The 17321-nt window shown below is 44.6% G+C and carries 15 protein-coding genes; 3 read left to right on the top strand and 12 right to left on the bottom strand.

Annotation, left to right across the window (positions count from 1 at the left end):
• Positions 1-12: 12 nt before the first annotated feature.
• Entirely contained in the window at positions 13-3471 is a 3459-nt protein-coding gene (locus HGO26_RS13770) for a zinc-dependent metalloprotease (RefSeq protein WP_168825843.1), read from the top strand.
• A 100-nt stretch (positions 3472-3571) separates the two neighbouring features.
• Here the strand turns inward: HGO26_RS13770 and rho are convergent, their stop codons facing one another.
• Both rho and trxA read right to left on the bottom strand, forming a co-directional pair.
• Positions 3572-4837, bottom strand: a complete 1266-nt coding sequence (gene rho / locus HGO26_RS13765) for a transcription termination factor Rho (RefSeq protein ID WP_011787892.1) — start codon at positions 4835-4837, stop codon at positions 3572-3574.
• Positions 4838-5046: 209 nt separating this feature from the next.
• Positions 5047-5373 (bottom strand): thioredoxin TrxA, encoded by a 327-nt coding sequence (trxA, locus tag HGO26_RS13760; RefSeq protein WP_168825841.1) that lies wholly within the window; start codon positions 5371-5373, stop codon positions 5047-5049.
• 152 nt (positions 5374-5525) lie between these two features.
• Here trxA and rhlB point away from each other — a divergent pair, with 152 nt between their 5' ends.
• Positions 5526-6842, top strand: a complete 1317-nt coding sequence (rhlB, locus tag HGO26_RS13755) for an ATP-dependent RNA helicase RhlB (protein ID WP_063884693.1) — start codon at positions 5526-5528, stop codon at positions 6840-6842.
• Entirely contained in the window at positions 6843-7769 is a 927-nt protein-coding gene (locus HGO26_RS13750) for a Ppx/GppA phosphatase family protein (protein ID WP_168825839.1), read from the top strand.
• A gap of 66 nt (positions 7770-7835) precedes the next feature.
• On the opposite strand, the gene HGO26_RS13745 is transcribed toward HGO26_RS13750, so the two are convergent.
• The 10 genes from HGO26_RS13745 to nadC all read right to left on the bottom strand — a co-directional run bounded on the left by HGO26_RS13745 (position 7836) and on the right by nadC (position 17263).
• Positions 7836-8372 carry a thioredoxin family protein gene (locus HGO26_RS13745; RefSeq protein WP_168825837.1) on the bottom strand — a complete coding sequence of 179 codons (537 nt, stop codon included), beginning with the start codon at positions 8370-8372 and terminating at the stop codon, positions 7836-7838.
• Positions 8373-8865: 493 nt separating this feature from the next.
• Positions 8866-9258: an 8-oxo-dGTP diphosphatase MutT gene (gene mutT, locus HGO26_RS13735; RefSeq protein ID WP_168825835.1), complete on the bottom strand. Its 393-nt coding sequence runs from the start codon at positions 9256-9258 to the stop codon at positions 8866-8868.
• 79 nt (positions 9259-9337) lie between these two features.
• A complete protein-coding gene (gene yacG, locus HGO26_RS13730; RefSeq protein WP_006083355.1) occupies positions 9338-9547 on the bottom strand; it encodes a DNA gyrase inhibitor YacG in 210 nt (69 codons plus the stop codon).
• 73 nt (positions 9548-9620) lie between these two features.
• On the bottom strand, positions 9621-10355 hold the full coding sequence (zapD, locus tag HGO26_RS13725; RefSeq protein ID WP_168825833.1) for a cell division protein ZapD: 735 nt from the start codon (positions 10353-10355) through the stop codon (positions 9621-9623).
• The gene (gene coaE, locus HGO26_RS13720) at positions 10348-10965 is read right to left on the bottom strand and encodes a dephospho-CoA kinase (protein WP_168825832.1); all 618 of its coding nucleotides are present in this window, start codon (positions 10963-10965) and stop codon (positions 10348-10350) included. Before coaE ends, zapD begins: the two co-directional genes overlap by 8 nt.
• Positions 10966-11113: 148 nt before the next feature.
• Positions 11114-12040, bottom strand: coding sequence for a prepilin peptidase (locus HGO26_RS13715; RefSeq protein WP_168825830.1), 927 nt, complete (start codon positions 12038-12040; stop codon positions 11114-11116).
• A 39-nt stretch (positions 12041-12079) separates the two neighbouring features.
• A complete protein-coding gene (locus HGO26_RS13710; RefSeq protein WP_131523413.1) occupies positions 12080-13351 on the bottom strand; it encodes a type II secretion system F family protein in 1272 nt (423 codons plus the stop codon).
• A gap of 53 nt (positions 13352-13404) precedes the next feature.
• Positions 13405-15114, bottom strand: coding sequence for a type IV-A pilus assembly ATPase PilB (gene pilB, locus HGO26_RS13705; RefSeq protein WP_131523414.1), 1710 nt, complete (start codon positions 15112-15114; stop codon positions 13405-13407).
• Positions 15115-15209: 95 nt separating this feature from the next.
• A complete protein-coding gene (locus tag HGO26_RS13700; protein WP_168825827.1) occupies positions 15210-15632 on the bottom strand; it encodes a prepilin-type N-terminal cleavage/methylation domain-containing protein in 423 nt (140 codons plus the stop codon).
• A 749-nt stretch (positions 15633-16381) separates the two neighbouring features.
• Positions 16382-17263 (bottom strand): carboxylating nicotinate-nucleotide diphosphorylase, encoded by an 882-nt coding sequence (gene nadC, locus HGO26_RS13695; RefSeq protein ID WP_168825825.1) that lies wholly within the window; start codon positions 17261-17263, stop codon positions 16382-16384.
• Positions 17264-17321: the final 58 nt, after the last annotated feature.

Below are 17321 nucleotides of genomic sequence, written 5' to 3'. Positions count from 1 at the left end.
TAAGAGGAATCTATGAAGAAGTCCATGCTATGTCTGGCGATCACCAGCGCACTGACCCTTGTGGGGTGTGGTGCCGGCGATGAGCCTTATAAAGAACTCCCGAAAGATGAAAAGCAAGTCACCACTGCCGACATCGATAAAGCAACTGAGCGGCAATATCTCTACATTCGCAGCGTGGGTAAGGCTCCGCGTTATGCTGCCGAGGTGCGAGGTTTTACCCAAGGTGATCCTAAGTTGGTGACCTTGCATAAAACTGAGAATGGTATCCAAGTACGTCAAATTGACCGAGATAATATCGGACTAGGCCATGACAGTCGTTATCCTAATGAGTATAACCAAGCGCCAGTGTTAACCATTCCTGGCGAATATATCGACTTTAAATGTACTGAAGATAAATGGCGTGAGTGCGTTAACGTAGAGCAAGTTAACACAGATGCTAATTTAACATGGCAGGATAAGCGCTACTTTGTCCCCGATTTTGCCAAAGCCAAAATTGCCGAGCTGGGCATTAATGACATTTTCACCTTTGGAGAATGCGTTACTGAAACAGAAGCCCCGCGTCTAGTGAATACTCAAGGCCAAAAAGGCTATGAGATGGATTTAGCTAAGGGCGTGGTTAACTTTGAAATTGAGCATACTTATCAAGCTTCACCAAGTTGCTTTAACCAATTTTACGGTGGCAACCTCGACAACCTATCCTTTACGACCACCGAGTTTATTTCGATTGTGGCAGTGGATCAGTTAGCCAGTAAAGACTATCAAGCGATTCCCTATGCCGAAAATGAAAAGGGCGCATTTGGTTTCTTTACCTCCTCCCATACCTATCGTGATGCGACTGACTCAGAGGGCGTTGACGGGTATGTGCGAACTTACTTGAATCGCTTCAATCCGGCCAAATCGGAACTGACTTATTACCTGAGTAATAATTTCTACGATGCGAAAAATAAACCCTTTTTGGATGCTGCCATTGAGTCTGTTACGGCAATTAACATTCAAAACAAGCTGTATAAAACCGGTTTTCCACAGATAAAACTTGAGCAAGCCAACGATAAACGCCATGGCGACCTACGTTATAGCAACATCACCTTATTCGATGAGCCACTGGATAATGGCTTGGCGGGTTATGGTCCATCAGCGGCAAACCCACTAACAGGTGAAATTGTTAGTGCACGAGTTAATCAATACAGCTCGAATCTAAAACAAGGCGCAGTACGTTACTATCGCCAAGTGCGTTTAGATTATAACAGAGGCAAATTAGACGCGAATTCAGTCACATCGTTAACGGGCGAGCCTTATGTATCGAATTTGAACAAGCCAGATGTCAGCCTAGACACCGCGCCAGTTGAGGCGGCTGCATTTGAGCAACCCACTCAGCAACTTATTGCTGCACCCAAATCGATGTTATTAACGCCCAAGGATAATAGTTTCGATGCCTTAGCGGATTTTGATGAAAAAACACAAGCGTTTTGGTCTGAAAACTCAATGATGCATGTGGATACCGTGTTTGCTACGGGTGGTAGTGATCGTGAATTACCTCGCGGCATCAAAGGTCATGAAATTGACTGGAAAAAAGCTGAAATGTGGGTTGATGGCAAAGTGGGCGGTAAGTTAGCGGCATTTGAAGATTTGCCTATAAGTTTACAAGACGCCTTAACGACAGCCCTAGCCGCACAAGCATTTGCTGGCACCTTAACCCATGAGTTAGGACATACCTTTGGCTTAAGGCATAACTTTGCTGGGAGTCGCGACCACGACAATACCTTTAACCAAGCGCAACTGACGGAGTTAAAAGCCGCCTTTAGCGATACAGGTTACCCAGACATTACTGTTAATGCCGAGTTTTCGAGCCAAATGGATTACAACGTGAATCGGTTTGCGATCACGTTTGAACCCTATGACTTAGCTGCGTTACGTTTTGGTTATGCCCGTGAAGTGGAAACGAAAGCCAACGAATTTGTATCGCTCAAAGCAGAAGATGTCAAACGCCGTGACGAACTCGCCAAAGGGGTTGTTAATGGAGATACTCGATTTGGCGTGCTCTATAACATTGAGCAAAACAATAGCCTACGTCAGTATTCTTACTGCACTGATGAACATGTGTCCCTTAACAGCAACTGTAATCGTGGTGATGCAGGTAAAAACTTAGATGATATTAATCAGTTCTATATCGAGAAGTATTTTGATAGCTACGAGACCATGAACCTACGCCATAATCGTCAATCTTTATTTGAAGATCATAGCCTAAGTTACGCCATTAATCGTAAAGCTCAGTTTGATGAAATACGTCAATTCATTGAAGATGTGAGCTTTTTAGAGCAATTATTTGGTCTATCTGAAAACTTTTTCGCTGGTGAATGCGAACGATTGGCGGCGGCAGGTAGCGAGGCTTGGTATTGCGCGAATCAGCGGGCGATGAATCAGTCGGCAGATTTCTTCCTTAAGCTGGTGGGAGAAAATGATGCGACCCTCGATGTGACATACAAGCAAGCCGATGGCAGCGTGGCCTTAAGACAACAGTACAATTTTGGCAAAGTACTTGAACAATATCGTTTTAAAAGCGGCGATATGAAGGTGAAGTTTGAGCCAGGTGAGGTGATAAGTCAGTTCTCTGATTCTCCAGAAGCCTTGAAAGAGCTGATCATTAAATCGCAAATTAATCCTAAATTTCAGGATTTATTAACGGCGGATGTCAGCTTTTCGGGTCGCTTACTCAACGGTATTAAAACGCCTGCGTCCTCACCTAACCATCCCTATGTGAATGAGCGCGACGTGTTGGGGGTGTGGCCAGATAAATTGTTAGCCGTGAGAGCCTTAGTATCACGAACTACCCCACGTAGTACATCGAGTCTTGGTTATAAAGCATTGGTTGATTTACCTAATGTGGGTCCAGTGTTCCAAGATATGCTGTGTAAGATGACCATGGGTGAAGGTCCTGGGCTGACTCGTGGTAATACGCCACTTTTTGCCGAAAGCTGTGGCGCGAGTGGTATGCTCGATAGCTATTTGCCTTATTACACTGATTTTGCGCAACAAAGTATTGAGCCATTACCTAATTATGACCGTTCGGTATCACGTTACTTCCAATTCGATACTGTGAACGGGCAGCCAAAAGGTAAGAGTAATTTACTGCAGATGATATTACGCCAAGTGGTGCTTGCATCCGTTGACAGTGATTATCAAGGCGAGCAAAAAGCTAGGGTATGGCGTGAATATGTTGGTATTCGTTTAGCTGGCCCGGCATTGGCTACTCAAGCGGAAGTGACGTTAAATGGCCGAGTGTACGCGGCAACCGCAGAAAACACCTTAGCACTCGCGCTGATTAACCGAATTAAAGAGATGGAAACCTTTAAGGCGCAAGCCGGGGAGGCCACGCTTGCCATCAAGTTAAACAATGGCACAGTAGGGGAGATCATTGATAGCCAGCTAAGTCGAGATCAGTTAGTGCTCAGTTACTTACCTGTGCTTGATTAAGTCACTTGAATCAAGATTAGCCGCACTCGCGGCTTTTTTTTATACATAAACAAAAGGCCGCTCAGTGAGCGGCCTTATTATTCATGCAATCTTGTATGGCTTAAGACTTAGTGCGTTTCATGGCGGTAAAGAACTCTTCGTTAGTCTTGGTCATCGCCAATTTATCGATTAAGAATTCCATTGCGCTGACTTCATCCATAGGATTGAGGATCTTACGCAGGATCCACATTTTTTGCAGTTCTTCTTGAGTCGTGAGTTTTTCTTCACGACGGGTACCGCTGCGGTTGAAGTCAATGGCTGGGAACACGCGCTTTTCTGCCGCTTTACGTGACAAATGTAGCTCTTGGTTACCTGTACCTTTAAATTCTTCGTAGATCACTTCGTCCATCTTAGAACCCGTATCAACCAAGGCTGTGGCGATAATGGTCAAGCTGCCGCCGTGTTCGATGTTACGTGCCGCACCGAAGAAGCGTTTTGGACGGTGCAGGGCGTTAGCATCCACACCACCCGTTAACACTTTGCCCGATGACGGGATAACAGTGTTATAGGCACGGGCTAAACGGGTAATCGAATCGAGTAAGATAACGACGTCTTTCTTGTGTTCAACCAAACGTTTTGCTTTTTCAATCACCATTTCGGCAACTTGAACGTGACGGCTGGCTGGCTCATCGAAGGTTGATGCGATAACTTCGCCTTTAACGAGGCGTTGCATCTCAGTTACTTCTTCTGGGCGTTCGTCGATCAGCAATACCATCAACACCACTTCTGGGTTGTTGTAGCTGATGCTTTGAGCAATACCTTGAAGTAATAGCGTTTTACCGGCTTTTGGTGGTGCAACGATCAAACCACGTTGACCTTTACCAATCGGTGAGCATAAATCCAGAATACGCGCGGTAATATCTTCAGTTGAGCCATTGCCGCGCTCCATACGCATACGTTCTTCTGCGTGGAGTGGGGTCAAGTTTTCAAAGAGGATTTTATTACGGGAGTTTTCTGGTTTATCGAAGTTAACTTCGTTGACTTTCAATAGGGCAAAATAACGCTCGCCTTCTTTTGGTGGGCGAATTTTACCAAAAATGGTATCACCCGTTCGCATGTTGAAGCGGCGAATTTGGCTTGGTGAGACATAGATGTCATCTGGACCAGCTAAATAAGAACCGTCTGAGCTGCGTAAGAAGCCGAAACCGTCTTGGAGTATTTCTAATACCCCACCACCGAAAATGTCTTCTCCACTTTTTGCGTGGGCTTTAAGGATTGAGAAAATAATGTCCTGCTTGCGAGCGCGGGCCATATTTTCGAGCTTCATATTTTCAGCTAGCGAGACTAGGTCAGAAATCGGCGTGTCTTTTAATTCAGTTAAGTTCATTTTGGGGGTCTTGTGTTACGCGACAAAGCTTACCGCGATCAATCAGTAAGGATGTAATTCAGGATAGTGATTGACGAGCGAGAAGAGGTTATTAGAAAGAATCTGGTTATTAAAGTAGCACTAACAAAGCGGGGCGTCCAGAAATTTAGGGAAATTCCGGCACAATTAATTTATAGCTTGTGCCGGAGGTCACTCATTACGACGTCAAATTAGATTTGAGCGTCGATAAACTCTTTCAATTGCGTTTTTGAGAGTGCGCCAACTTTAGTCGCGGCTAATTCGCCGTTCTTGAATAGCAGTAAAGTTGGGATGCCACGAACGCCATATTTCGCTGGAGAAACATTGTTTTGGTCAACGTTTAATTTAGCGATAGTCAAGCGATCTGCATATTCTTCAGACACATCGTCTAAAATTGGAGCGATCATTTTACAAGGACCACACCACTCGGCCCAGAAGTCTACCAATACTGGCAAATCAGACTTTAATACGTCGTTTTCGAAGCTGTCGTCACTCAGGTATATAATTTTATCGCTCATGATGTTCTCCAGTTTGGGTGCCATTGCTGGTTTGTTAATGGCTTACCATGTATATTGGGGCTGAAAAATAGCTTTTCAAGTTACCTTTTTACAATGTGGCTATTTCAAACGATCGAGTATCTTATTGCAACCTCAACAGGTAAGCTTGCGCTATGAGCGAAACACATCTATCTACCCAAAGGTTTGCCGACCTACCTCTACATCCTGAGGTTAAACAGGCCCTTGCCGAGAACGGCTTCGAATTTTGTACGCCGATCCAGGCGTTATCACTGCCTGTATTACTCCAATCAAAAGATATCGCAGGCCAAGCACAAACGGGCACTGGTAAGACAATGGCCTTTTTGGTCGCCACGTTTAATCATTTATTATCGACTCCCATACCTGAAGGTCGACTGATTAATCAGCCCCGCGCCATCATTATGGCCCCTACTCGCGAACTGGCGATTCAGATTGCCAAAGATGCGATTTTACTCGCTAAGCACACACACTTAAAAGTGGGTATTGTTTATGGCGGTGAAAGTTACGATGTGCAGCGTAAAGTATTAGATCAAGGTGTTGATATCTTGATTGGTACAACGGGTCGAATTATCGACTACGTTCGCCAAGGTATTATTGGCTTGAATTCAATTCAGGCTGTGGTACTTGATGAAGCCGATCGTATGTTTGATCTTGGTTTTATTAAAGATATCCGCTTCTTATTTAGACGTATGCCTGAGGCAAATCAACGTCTTAATATGTTATTTTCGGCAACCTTGTCCATGAAAGTACAAGAGCTGGCTTATGATCATATGAATGAGCCCGTTAAAGTCGAAATCGCCCCCGAAGAAAAAACCTCCAAAAACATCAAAGAAGAAATCTTCTATCCTTCCCAAGAAGAGAAGATGCGTTTGCTGTTGACCTTGATTGAAGAAGATTGGCCAGAAAAAGCCATCGTTTTCTCCAACACTAAGCACAGTTGCGAAACGCTTTGGTCTTGGCTTGAAGGTGACGGACATCGTGTGGGTTTATTAACGGGTGATGTGCCACAGAAAAAGCGTATTCGTATCCTTGAGCAATTTACCAGTGGCCAGCTCGATATATTGGTTGCTACTGATGTTGCGGCTCGTGGTTTACATATTTCTGACGTTTCACACGTGTATAACTATGATTTACCAGATGATTGCGAAGACTATGTTCACCGAATCGGTCGTACGGGTCGTGCGGGTAACAAAGGCATGTCGATAAGCTTTGCCTGTGAAGAGTACGCACTGAACTTGCCGGCAATCGAAAGCTACATCAATCATTCGATTCCAGTAAGTAACTACGACAGTGAAGCTTTACTGGCCGATATTCCTACGCCAGCGAAGATCCACCGTAAACACCCTAGCGGCACTCGAAACTTGCGTGATCGTTCAGGGGCAAGCCGCCCAGGTGCTCAACGCAGTGGTGCTCGCCCTCCTCGTCATGATAGGACACGTAGACATTCGTAAATGCCAACACCCGCTTATGCCGCTATAACATTAGGCTCAAATAGTTTTAATATGCTGATCGCCAAAACGCGTGGTGGTCAGCCGCATATTATTGCGAAATATAAACGCAAGGTGAGGCTCGCCGAAGGCATAGGCAACGATGGCAAATTAAGCCCCGATGTCATGCAGCGCGGCCTCGACTGTTTGAGTATGTTTGCCCAGATGTTGGTACAACATAAGATTGAAGCAAACCATGTTGCTGTGATTGCAACTGCAACTCTTCGCAGTATTAGCAATGCTGATGAGTTTAATCAGCGTGCATTGCCACTCTTAGGTCATCCGATCGAAATTATCTCTGGTATGCGTGAAGCAGAGCTTATTTATCAAGGTATGGTGGCGACCACTTGTGGTCAAGGCCGTCGCTTAGTTATTGATATCGGTGGGGCGAGTACAGAGTTTATCATCGGCGATGGGCATCAAGTGTTGTTCAAAACCAGTTTGCCCTTTGGTAGTGTGACTTATAATCGCCAATTTTTCAGTAGTTTGCCGCTGCAGCAGTTAGATTTCGATGATGCTAAGCAGCAAGTACTAATCGCATTAGCAGAGCATAGACAAACCCTGCGCGATTTAGGTTGGCATTGTGTTGTTGGTGCCTCTGGCGCGGTGCAATCTGTGGTTGAAGTGCTACTTCACCGAGGGTTATCTGAAACTATCACACTCGATGTGCTTACTCAGTTGAAGGCTGAGATCCTCACTCAAGAAGATATTAGCTTAATGGGGATTGCTGGGCTTTGCAGTGAGCGAGCACCGACTTTTGCTGCGGGTGTCGCTATTCTATTGGCTTTGTTTGAGTTGCTGGGGATCGAGCATTTAGCCTTATCTGGCGGTGCATTACGTGAAGGTGTTTTAGTGATGTTAGCTCAGCGGATTATTGACGAAGTCAGCTAACATTTTATTGAAACATGATAAAAACTAAAGGCCGCGATGCGGCCTTTATTGTTTGTACTGTGGCGATTATTTCAATAAATCGGCGAGATCTTTTTCTAAGGAAACCGTTGGACGCTCTACGATGCGGCCAACTTCTTTACCTTGCTGCAGTACAATAAAGGTCGGTATACGGGTAAAGTCGTATTTTGCGGCTAAGCCTTCGGGATCTTTTTTCGTTCGGTCGACGCCAATATAGGTCACTTTAATATTGGGATTAGCGACTTCTTCCATAATACGGATAAAGCGCGGCGTTTCCCGGTGACAATCTGGGCACCAAGTACCAATGATCACTACAATTTCTGTAGGTTTAGTGATGCTTTTAAGTGGGGTGATTGCAGTGGTATCGACTTGATAGGTTTTATACCCTTCGGCAAACTCATTGAGATCTGTGACTAAATGTTGCGCTTCTACTATGCCAGTTAAAATCACTTCTTGTTTCTCCTCACTGCAGGTCGCAATTAAACCCTGTTGTTGTTCTTCAAATCCACAGCCACCATTGGCTAGTATCTGACAACTAAAAAATAAGGCGGTAGTGGCTAGGAATGCCTTAACGTTATTGTGCATGATGCGACCTCGAAATCGAAGAGAAAGAATGAAATTCGATTCAAACATTATTCTGGATGCGATTAAAGTGATTAATTGATTTGCTGCAAGCAAGATCACGCATTGCTAATATCTATACCCAAGCTACCTGAAGATACGAGTTTCAGAGCGCCTAGGGTGCTTCAATTCAAGGCGCATCAATGACAGAATGTCGGCCACCTTTTGAATTGATGCAACACGGAAGTGGAGTGCCCTAGGCGCTCCGTCCCGGCGTGTTTTAACGCACTTTATGCTGTGTTGGTTATTTTTAACTTAGCCCGCTAGGTCTGCAAATAACCGCCTTGCCTAAAGTGCGTTAAATTCCCGCTGAATCCTGCATCTTCAGGTGGTTTGGGTATGTAAGCTTAACGATCACATAATTACATGTTTTTCGGAGTTAAGGCATTGAAAAAGTTCATCCCCGAATCGCGATTCGGGGATAGAACACATTGAGATGATAAGGTAAATTGCTTGATTACTGAGCCAGAATTTTTTCAAGAATAGGCTTATTAGCCTCGGGGAAGTCGTAATTGGTTAAGTCGGTTTTAGTGACCCAAGCGATAAGCTGACCTTCAAGGCCTTTGGCTATGCCGTTAAATTCGGTGACTGAATGGATATCGAGTAGCACTTGTTTATCGGGATAGTCGAAACTCAACGCCATAAATGGCTGACTATCAGTGACATTGAGCGCGACTTCCTCTTTGAGTTCACGGATCAATGCCTGAGTGACTGTTTCGCCAGTCTCAACTTTACCGCCAGGAAATTCCCATTTCCCACCTTGATGTAAATGATCTGGGCGTTTTGCCAACAGAATTTCACCGGCCGAGTTAGTAATAATGCCGACGGCAACATGGATGCGTTTAGTCATAATATTTATCGATTAATGAGTGGGTAAAAGTAAGTGCATTAAAGGCTTGAGCTGAGTGATTCGTGTATAAACCCACAAATTACTCTTTAAAAAAATCGCCTTCATCGAGATCAAATTCATCAAATGCTTCTGGATCAAATTCGGCTTTGACTGGGATGACGTGTTTTTCTGACGCCCAATCGCCGAGGTCGATCAACTTACAGCGCTCGCTGCAAAAAGGTTTAAATGCAGATTGTGGCACCCACTCGACAGGGGCTTTGCAAATAGGGCAGTTAACGGTCAATGGCATAATTGTTCTCTTGGTTAACGGCGATAAAGCGGCCGCCAATACTAATGTCTTTCAGGCCATTAGTGTAAAGGCTTCATGCACAGGTAGCCAGTAAGAAATCAATTGAACGGTCGGAGTGGCGTTGTTGTTCAAACTGTACAAAATGGATAGCGAAACGGTTTTTATGGCCGCTAATCGTAGGATAACACCCGTGGGAAGCATCGACTTTAACCCTTACCAAAGCAAGTGCTTGGGCACTGTCACCTTGATAAAAGCCTGCGTGTGCAACGGCATTGTCGTAATTGGACGTGCTACGAGTCAGTTGAAGTAGTAACGTGATCGGGGTAAGCAAAGGTTCGAAATGCGCTATCCAAGAGCGATAATCGTGCTGTTTTTCTTCCCAAGGTTTAGATAGCCAATAATGCAGTTGTGGTAGGTCGAAGTTACAGCAAGCACCTGGCATGCCGAAGCGTTGTCGTAGTGCGGAAATAAATTTGTCTTGTTTTAATTGGCTGCCGAAGCGTTCAGGCTTTTGTAACGGTTCGCGGGCTTGGGTGAGGGCGTTGATATAGATATTGATTTGCTGGTGGTCGACGTGATCTAATTCTTGCCATTTGTTCAGTTGCAGCAAGTGCCGCTCAATATCTTTTAATACTTCATTGCGATAATCGCAGCGTTCAGACAATTCACAGAGGGAAAACAGCGGATAAAAACATCTATGTTGGTGGTCATTGCTTAGGTTACTTTGCAGCTGTTTATCGAGGTATTCGAGCCGCAAGTAGCTGCGAATTTTCTCGTTTAGGGGCTGTTCGTAAACTAATTCAGTCATGGGCGTCATGAGTACCAGATAGTTGTAAATAGCGTTGGTGCAATGCTAGCACCTCTCGTTTTAAGGTTGATATCTCTCCATGATTATCAATAATGTCGTCGGCTCGGGCGAGTTTTTCGCTGCGGCTCAATTGGCTGTTAATGATGTTATTTACTTGAGATGCATCAACATTGTCCCTTTTTGTGGTGCGGCTGATTTGCAACTCAGGCGAAATATCCACCACTAAAGTCCGATTGACTAACCTATCTAACCCGTTCTCAAATAGCAAGGGCACGACCATAATTACATAGGCCGAGGTTGCTTTTTCTACCTGTGCTAGCATTTCTTGGCGGATCATGGGGTGCAATAGCTGGTTTAACCATTCACGTTCTTCAGGGTGGCTAAATATCCGTTGCCGCAGTTTGGCGCGATCGAGTTCACCCTCAGACGTTAACATCTCAATGCCAAAATGGCTAATGATGGCCTCAAGTCCTTTTGAACCCTGAGCGACAACGTCGCGGGCAACGATATCGGCGTCGACTAAGGTAATGCCTTCTGCGGCGAATAAATTGGCAACAGTCGTTTTACCGCTACCAATCCCACCCGTTAAACCAACAATAAATTTGGACATAAAACTCTCTTAAAAGCTATGAAGTACGCTACGCTGCTAGGACGGACTTCGTCCTTACAGTCTACGGAACGGGCTTCGCCCTTACGGTAAGCGAAGCGTTCAGTGAGTGAGCTTGCGAACGTTCCGTTATCCTTAAGTGAAGCCTGTTCTATAACGTACTTAAGTACCAATCCACTATAGGTTGACCCCATATTAGGGCTATCCAGCCTGCGGCAGCAATATAAGGCCCAAATGGGATGGGATTACCTTGCTTGAGGCGTTTACTGACAATCATGGCGATGCCAACCACTGCGCCAACGAGGGACGAAAGCAAAATCACCAGCGGCAGCATTTGCCAGCCGAGCCAAGCACCGAAAACGGCGAGCAGTTTAAAGTCCCCATAGCCCATGCCTTCCTTGCCAGTGAGGATCTTAAATAGCCAAAAAATGGACCATAAGCTTAAATAGCCAGCTGCCGCACCGATAATGGCATCGGTTGGACTCGCAAAGGTATGATTTAGATTGATGATCAAGCCGAGCCAAAGTAACGGTAACGTCATTTGGTCAGGCAGCAGCATCTCATCAAGATCGATACCAGTAAGGGCAATAAGTACAAATGTCAGTATGCTCGCAAAGGCAAATTGCCAGCTTGGACCAAAGTGCCACGCTAAAGTCGCAACAAGTAGCCCCGTGATTAATTCAATTATTGGGTAGCGGGCGGAAATGGGGGCGTGACAAGCGGCGCATTTTCCCTTGAGCATTAACCAGCCGAATACAGGTAAATTATGCCAAGGTTTAATCGCCGTTTTGCACTTAGGGCAAGCAGAGCCTGGCACCACAAGATTATATTTTTCGGGGAAGCTATCTATAGGTGTATTGAGTTTATCAATACCGATTTGTGTGACTATCTCTGAGTGGTATTCCAGTAAATACTGATTACATTCTTGCTGCCATTCCCGTTTCATCATTACAGGAAATCTGTGGATCACTACGTTTAAAAAACTGCCTATGGTGGCGGCAAAGATAAAGCTTAAAACAATAAAGAGCCAAGGACTCTGGTTTAGATACTGGCCGAAAAGGGAGATAAATTCTGACATTTGATGTTCTTATTTATATTTTGAGGATGAGAAATTAAACTAGCCGCTAACAACTTTACCCATCTGGAAGATAGGTAAGTACATAGCAACAATTAACCCGCCAACGACAGTGCCGATTACCACCATCATAATAGGTTCTATCAGACTTGATAAGCCATCGACGGCATCATCGACTTGCATTTCATAGATGGTTGAGACTTTATTGAGCATGTTATCCAGCGAGCCAGATTCTTCGCCTATCATCACCATCTGCACTAACATATCGGGGAAGAGCCCTGTGGTTTGCATCGCGACATTCATCTGCATTCCCGCCATGACTTCTTGACGAATTTTTAAAATAGCTTTGCGATAGACCGCATTACCCGATGCGCCTGCGGCGGACTCTAAGCCATCAATTAACGGCACACCTGCGGCAAAGGTGGTAGCTAAGGTGCGGGCGAAACGAGCCATGGCACCTTTGTGTAAAATCGGTCCAATGGCAGGGATTTTTAGCACGGCTTCATCGACTCTATCTCTCACCATTTGCGAGTTTCGATGTGCGCGTACAAACAAAAATACGCCGCCGACAATGGCGGCTAAAAAGATGTACCAAGAGGATTGTAAGCCGCGGGAAATATGCAGTACCAGTTGCGTAAAGGCGGGTAGCTCTGCACCAAAGCCCTTAAAAATATCTTCAAACTGTGGCACCACAAAAAGAAGTAACAAAACTGTAACCAAAATAGCAACGATTACAACTGCAGCAGGGTAAAACATGGCCTTCTTAATTTTTGATTTGAGTGCTTCTGATTTTTCTCTGTAGGTTGCGACTCGATCGAAAACCAAGTCTAGTGAACCTGAATGCTCACCTGCGGCGACCAAGTCAACATATAGTTCGTCGAAGTAACGTCTATGGGGGCGCATAGCATCTGATAAGGGAATACCCGATTGAATCTCGGTTAAAATAGTACCCAGTAATTCTCGCATTTTAGTTTTTTCATGGCCACGACCGAGTAGTTCAAATGTCGTTACCAAAGGAACGCCAGCAGCAAGCATAGTCGCGACTTGACGGGTCATCATGGCAATATCCATAGGGGTGATGTTGGCTTCACCTAACTTAAATAGTGGAGAGGACTGCTTACGAACACTCTTTGGGGTAACGCCTTGGGATTTTAACTGGCTACGGATTTCGGCTGCGGTTGCACCTTTAAGCTCCCCTGCCGTTTTTTTGCCGTCGCGGTTAACGCCTTTCCATTCGAAGGTATAAATTTGGGGCTGGCTTTTTTGCTCGTTTTTTTTACCGCGAGACTTTCTTACTGTTGTTGCTGTAGCCATAAACAATCTCTATTTGGTTGTAAAAGCAGGGTGCTCTTTACAGTGATCTACGCTTAAAAACTCGTTACGCGATTGACTTCTGCAATGCTGGTAACACCATGAATTACTTTTAATAATCCAGATTGACGTAAATCACGCATCCCTTGCGCTTTAGCTTGGGAGGCGATTTGTAGGGAGTTGCCACCTTCCATAATAGTACGCGCTATTTCATCGGACATCTTCATCACTTCGTAAATACCAACTCTGCCTTTGTAGCCGCCGGAACAATGCTCGCAGCCCACAGGTTTAAAGGTGGTAAAACCTTGGGTAATTTGTGCTTGGGCAAAACCTAAACGTAATAGTTCATGCTCGGGGATGATTTCAGCTTGCTTACATTCGGGGCAAAGTCGACGCGCCAAACGCTGGGCAATAATCAGGTTAACTGAGCTAGCTATGTTATAACCTGGCACGCCCATATTGATTAAACGAGTCAAGGTTTCGGCGGCCGAGTTAGTGTGTAAGGTCGATAATACTAAGTGACCCGTTTGTGCCGCTTTAATGGCTATTTCGGCGGTTTCAAGATCGCGAATTTCACCCACCATCACCACATCGGGGTCTTGGCGCAGGAATGAACGTAAAGCGGAGGCGAAAGTGAGGCCTGCCTTTAAATTAATGTGAACTTGGTTTACGCCTTCAAGGTTTATTTCTACCGGATCTTCGGCGGTAGAAATATTACGCTCTTCGGTATTGAGAATATTTAACCCAGTATAGAGAGAGACGGTTTTACCTGAGCCTGTAGGGCCGGTCACTAAAATCATCCCTTGGGGTTTTGCCAACATCTCAAGGTAGAGTTTTTCTTGGTCAGGCTCGTAACCAAGCTTTTCAATGCCCAATTGTGCGGAGGATGAATCCAAGATCCGCATTACAATTTTCTCGCCCCACAGGGTAGGTAGAGTGCTTACCCGAAAGTCGATGGACTTAGTGCGGGAAAGCTTCATCTTGATCCGGCCATCCTGTGGCACGCGGCGTTCGGCGATATCAAGTTTTGACATTACTTTTAGGCGCGCCGATAAACGACCCGCAAGGCTTATAGGCGGTTCAGAGACTTCGTGTAAAATACCGTCGATGCGAAAACGAATGCGGTAGCGCTTCTCATAGGGCTCAAAGTGTAAATCCGAAGCGCCTTTACGAATGGCATCGGTTAGAATTTTATTGATATAGATAACAATAGGCGCATCGTCACTGGCTTCACCTGCCGGTTCATCGCTTCGCTTATCTGTATCTGCTATTTCTATGGCGCTTAGTGCCGCTTCATCCATGCCGCCTAAATCTAGGCCGCTAATATCTACTTCGAGAATTTTCTCCAGTGCTTTAGCCAATTTATCTTCTTCAACTAGAATCGCTTCAGCGTGCAAGCCCGCACTGAATTGAAAGTCCTCAAGAGCGGCGATATTGGTCGGGTCGGATGTGCCTATATATAGGCGATTTCCTCTTTTAAATAGCGGTAAGCAACGGTGTTTCTCAATGAGTTTTTTATTGAGGAAATCCTCAGGAATCGAGGCAAGCTCAAATTCATTGAGATCGAGTAGTGGCGTGCCATATTCCTCATAGCAGAGTTCGGCAATAGCACGTGCTGAAATGAGTTTACTTTGCACTAAAGTGCTGACTAATGCTTGTTTATTCTGACGGGATTTTGTGATGGCATTAGCCATCTGCTCTTCATTTAGCAGGCCCTTACGGATAAATAGGGTGGATAAACCTAAATGAAGGCCAGTAGTAGGCATGCAAGTTCAATCCGAAATTTAAATAGAAATAGAGATGAAAGAGACTAAAATGTATAGCCTCTTTCATTGTGAGAATTTTTTAATTTAAGATTGTCTTATAATCCCGCACCTTTAGCACACAAGGCTGAATCATCTCCAGAGGCAGCTCCATCGGTGATAGCATATGTTACACCACCAGTGCCTGTAAACGTGGCTGTTAATACGCACTTACTTTCAGTCCATACAAGTGTTACAGCTGTGTTTTCTGCTACAGCACCAGCAGCTAGATCAGTAAATTTAGGATTACTATTTACTTCGGTAACAATTTCAGAACAACCTATATTTGTTTGAATACAAGTTTGAATTTTTTGAGCAAAAGCAGTTATACCTTTCATCGATGCACTGCCTTGGGCTGTCGTTACGTAATCCTTATAAGCTGGCAGTGCAATTGCTGCCAAAATACCAATAATGGCGACTACGATCATCAGTTCGATCAGAGTAAAACCCTGAGTTTGTTTCTTTAAATTCATGGCCTTCATTTTTCTCTCCAGCTAACTATTTAGTGACTTACTGTGGTTGAATAGAGTGTTTAACCTAACTGCTGTTTTACTCTATAAATTGTTTTATCTCATCAAACTTTATAACTCATTTATGTCAATAAAATCATTTATATGATCTATGTAACATTAACAGTACACCGATGATCTTGAATGACCCATGTGTAATGACTCATGCTGATTTATCCAAGCTAGCTTTGCTAAATTAGCACTAAGTTAATGCTGGGTTAGCGCTTGTTTGAATAAATTGTTTCGGCAACCGCACCTTAGGCTAACGTTTTCAAAAATATGCCTCTCAAAAAACGTGAACTAGGCAATTTTAAAAAGAATCCCAGTGCTGACCTTAGGTGAGGTTGACCAAACGGCCATCTCGCCTTGGTAAAAGTTAGTACAAAGTTAGGTAAAAGGAAACAAAAATTAAGTATAAAGTACTAATAAAGTGTTGTTTTTGTATAAAAGGCTAACTTATCGACATGTTAGGTTGTAACAACTTTTTGACAATATCAGTTTAGCTGGCGTGTCTCTCTATGTCGTCAAATTGGTGACATGAAATGGTGGCGGGTTGGGTGCTTCGTGAGGGTGAATGCTGAGTATGATAGTGCAGGCGTGATTTTGCATTTGGTTTGCAGGAGCCCTACAAAACAAATGCACTTCGCCTTAATATTTTATGAGTGGAATGTGCTTACGGTACTTTGCGAGAACATTCCACTGCCATTTAACATCTAGCGGTTTTAAGCTTTTAATCTGAGTGATAAATCTAAGGCGCGAACATGCTTAGTGAGTGCGCCAACTGAGATATAGTCCACCCCTGTTTTGGCAAATTCGGCTAAGGTATCTAAGGTTACATTGCCAGAGACTTCGAGCTTAGCGCTGGCGCCTTTAGCTTTATATTGATTGTTCATTTCAACCGCTTCGACCATCTTAGTGATGTCGAAGTTATCTAACATTATGATATCTGTGCCAGAGTCGAGTGCTAAGGCGAGCTCTTCGAGTGACTCCACTTCGACTTCAACGGGTTTATTCGGGTACAAGCTGCGGGCGGTATCTACGGCTTGTCGAATACCGCCACAGGCCATAATGTGGTTTTCTTTAATCAAAAAAGCATCATATAAACCAATACGATGGTTTTTTCCGCCACCGCAGGTGACGGCATATTTTTGTGCCGTGCGTAGGCCTGGAATTGTCTTGCGAGTATCCAACAAACGAGTGTGAGTCCCCGCCAGTTTATCGACATAATGTTTGGTTAAGGTAGCTACGCCAGAAAGTGTTTGGATAAAGTTCATTGCCGTGCGTTCGCCAGTGAGAATAGCGCGCGCAGGACCTGATAATTCACATAATAGCTGGTTGGGTAATACTAGATCGCCATCATCCACATGCCAATGCAGTGCGACTTCACCACCGAGTTGGTTAAAAACCTGCTCTGCCCATGCTTTACCACAAAAAACGCCTTCTTCACGGGTGATTAAAGTGGCTTCAGCGTACTTATCGGCGGGGATCAACATTGCTGTGATGTCGCCATAAGCGATGGCTTTGGTTTGATCGTTGATTTCGGTGCCACCTAAGTCTTCACTGAGGGCAGATTTTACTGATTGGCGGATATCGTTTTCTAACATAAGCGGAGTCCTTGCATTACGGCCTACTTGCATTTTAGGTTAAGATTACCACGGCCTT

The sequence above is a fragment of the Shewanella oncorhynchi genome (genome assembly GCF_012584455.1).
GTDB classification, from domain to species: domain Bacteria; phylum Pseudomonadota; class Gammaproteobacteria; order Enterobacterales; family Shewanellaceae; genus Shewanella; species Shewanella oncorhynchi.
This window is presented reverse-complemented; position numbering and strand designations above follow the sequence as displayed.

Bases quoted from the DNA above. Each gene is read 5' to 3' on its own strand.
- HGO26_RS13770 (WP_168825843.1), top strand. From the start codon at position 13: ATGAAGAAGTCCATGCTATGTCTGGCGATCACCAGCGCACTGACCCTT.
- rho (WP_011787892.1), bottom strand. From the start codon at position 4,837: ATGAACTTAACTGAATTAAAAGACACGCCGATTTCTGACCTAGTCTCG.
- trxA (WP_168825841.1), bottom strand. From the start codon at position 5,373: ATGAGCGATAAAATTATATACCTGAGTGACGACAGCTTCGAAAACGAC.
- rhlB (WP_063884693.1), top strand. From the start codon at position 5,526: ATGAGCGAAACACATCTATCTACCCAAAGGTTTGCCGACCTACCTCTA.
- HGO26_RS13750 (WP_168825839.1), top strand. From the start codon at position 6,843: ATGCCAACACCCGCTTATGCCGCTATAACATTAGGCTCAAATAGTTTT.
- HGO26_RS13745 (WP_168825837.1), bottom strand. From the start codon at position 8,372: ATGCACAATAACGTTAAGGCATTCCTAGCCACTACCGCCTTATTTTTT.
- mutT (WP_168825835.1), bottom strand. From the start codon at position 9,258: ATGACTAAACGCATCCATGTTGCCGTCGGCATTATTACTAACTCGGCC.
- yacG (WP_006083355.1), bottom strand. From the start codon at position 9,547: ATGCCATTGACCGTTAACTGCCCTATTTGCAAAGCCCCTGTCGAGTGG.
- zapD (WP_168825833.1), bottom strand. From the start codon at position 10,355: ATGACTGAATTAGTTTACGAACAGCCCCTAAACGAGAAAATTCGCAGC.
- coaE (WP_168825832.1), bottom strand. From the start codon at position 10,965: ATGTCCAAATTTATTGTTGGTTTAACGGGTGGGATTGGTAGCGGTAAA.
- HGO26_RS13715 (WP_168825830.1), bottom strand. From the start codon at position 12,040: ATGTCAGAATTTATCTCCCTTTTCGGCCAGTATCTAAACCAGAGTCCT.
- HGO26_RS13710 (WP_131523413.1), bottom strand. From the start codon at position 13,351: ATGGCTACAGCAACAACAGTAAGAAAGTCTCGCGGTAAAAAAAACGAG.
- pilB (WP_131523414.1), bottom strand. From the start codon at position 15,114: ATGCCTACTACTGGCCTTCATTTAGGTTTATCCACCCTATTTATCCGT.
- HGO26_RS13700 (WP_168825827.1), bottom strand. From the start codon at position 15,632: ATGAAGGCCATGAATTTAAAGAAACAAACTCAGGGTTTTACTCTGATC.
- nadC (WP_168825825.1), bottom strand. From the start codon at position 17,263: ATGTTAGAAAACGATATCCGCCAATCAGTAAAATCTGCCCTCAGTGAA.